The organism is Dietzia sp. E1, from assembly GCF_014145015.1.
GTDB classification, from domain to species: Bacteria; Actinomycetota; Actinomycetes; order Mycobacteriales; family Mycobacteriaceae; genus Dietzia; species Dietzia cinnamea_A.
The window spans coordinates 1-1,740 of the sequence record NZ_JAALDU010000484.1 but is presented as its reverse complement, the minus strand read 5'-3'; the positions used below and the strand labels follow the sequence as shown (position 1 = coordinate 1,740).

The window sequence follows — 1,740 nt, the reverse complement described above, 5'->3', positions numbered from 1 at the left end:
CCGCCTCCAACAGCGGGGTGCGGGCCGGGGGTTCGTTCTTGGGCAGGTGCAGCACGATGGGCATCGACCGCACCGTCGAGCGGTCCTCGGGGTCCTCCCCGCCGCGCGACCCCGCCCGCAACCGTTCGTGGCACCAGTCGAGCGCCGCGCCGGACGCCAGCCCGCCGACCACCCCGCCGGCTGCCCCCGCCGTCTGCCCGTCGACCGCGGCAGCCCCGTCAGGCCCGTCAGGCGTGTCAGACGCGCCGGTCACGTGAGCGGCACGCGTCGGTACGTCCCCGCCGCGGTGTCCGCGGCCTCGATCTCGTCGCGGGTGATCCCGAGGACGAACAGCACCGTGTCGAGGAACGGCTTGGACAGCGACGCATCCGCGACCTCGCGGAGAGCGGGCTTGGCGCAGAACGCGATGCCGAGCCCCGCGGTCGTGAGCATGTCGATGTCGTTGGCGCCGTCCCCGACGGCAACGGTCTGGCTGAGCGCGATGCCGAGTTCGTCGGCGAACGCGCGGAGGTACTCCGCCTTCGCCTCGCGGTCGACGACCTCCCCGATCACCCGGCCGGTGAGATGACCGTCGACGATCTCGAGCGTATTGGCCTTCGCGAAGTCCAGACCCAGTTCCTCGACGAGGCCCGAGATGACCTGGATGAAGCCCCCGGAGACCACGCCGCAGCGGATCCCCAGCCTCTTGAGGGTCCGGATCGTGGTGCGGGCACCGGGTGTGAGGACGATGCTCGCGGCGACCTCGTCGAGGACGGTGGCCGGCAGCCCGGCGAGCGTGGCGACCCGCTCGTGCAGCGACTGGGCGAAGTCGAGCTCGCCGCGCATGGCCCGTTCGGTGACGGCGCGGACCTCCTCCTCCTTGCCGGCGTGGGCGGCGAGCATCTCGATGACCTCGCCCTGCACGAGCGTGGAGTCGACGTCGAAGACCACGAGCCGCTTGGACCGGCGGCTCAGGCCCGCCCCGTCGACGGAGATGTCCACCCCGTGCGCGTCGGAGAGGGGGGCGAGCGTCTCCCGCAGCCGCGCGTCGTCGGCCGCGTCGCGCCGCGCGGTCGACACGTGGAGCTCGATTCCGGTGACGGGGTAGTCGGCGATGCCGCGGATGATGTCGATGTTCGCGCCGATCGAGGCGAGCGCGCCGGAGACCGCGGAGAACGCCGACGCGGTGACCGGGCTCCCCAGGATCACCACCGCGTGGGTGGACGGCGGCGCCGCGGGCGCGATGTCGTCGAACTGCACCTCGAGGTGCATCCCGAGATCGTGGACCTGCTCGGTGAGCTCGCGGACGACCGCGACGACGTCGGCGTCCCGGTCGACCCGGACCATCAACCCCAGGGACAGGTGCCCGTTGACGACGACCTGTTCGACATCGACGAGGTCGGCGTCGTGGGCAGCGAGGACGGACATGACCCGCGCGGTGACTCCGGGCCGGTCGGGCCCCGTGACGGTGAGGAGGGCCGGGGTGCCGGAGGTGCTCACGTGTGCTCCTGACAGGTGATCGTGGTGGGCGACTGCTGGGTGGTGCGGTGGGCCGACAGACGGGAACCCCGCCGGTGGACGAGCCAGCCGACGGGGTTCCCGGGACCTGTGCCCGTGGGTGAGTACGGGCGGGTGGTCAGCCCTTCTGCGGAGAGGTCCCGCGCTGGGCCACGTCCTTGACGGCGTCCGGGTCCTGGGACTTCCTCCGGCCGCCGACGTGGGCCTCGGCGCGCATCCGCTCGCTCATGTGCGGGTAGTGCA

The 1,740-nt window shown here is 72.5% G+C and carries 1 protein-coding gene and 1 pseudogene; both read right to left on the bottom strand.

All coding sequences use genetic code 11. The annotated features are described in order from the left end of the window. Positions 1-172: pseudogene (locus tag G6030_RS16900) on the bottom strand (peptidyl-tRNA hydrolase); the annotation flags it as partial. Between the two features lie 77 nt (positions 173-249). Continuing rightward, complete coding sequence (gene serB, locus G6030_RS14330) at positions 250-1,479, bottom strand: phosphoserine phosphatase SerB (RefSeq protein ID WP_061229606.1); 1,230 nt, start codon at positions 1,477-1,479, stop codon at positions 250-252. Between the last annotated feature and the right edge of the window lie 261 nt (positions 1,480-1,740).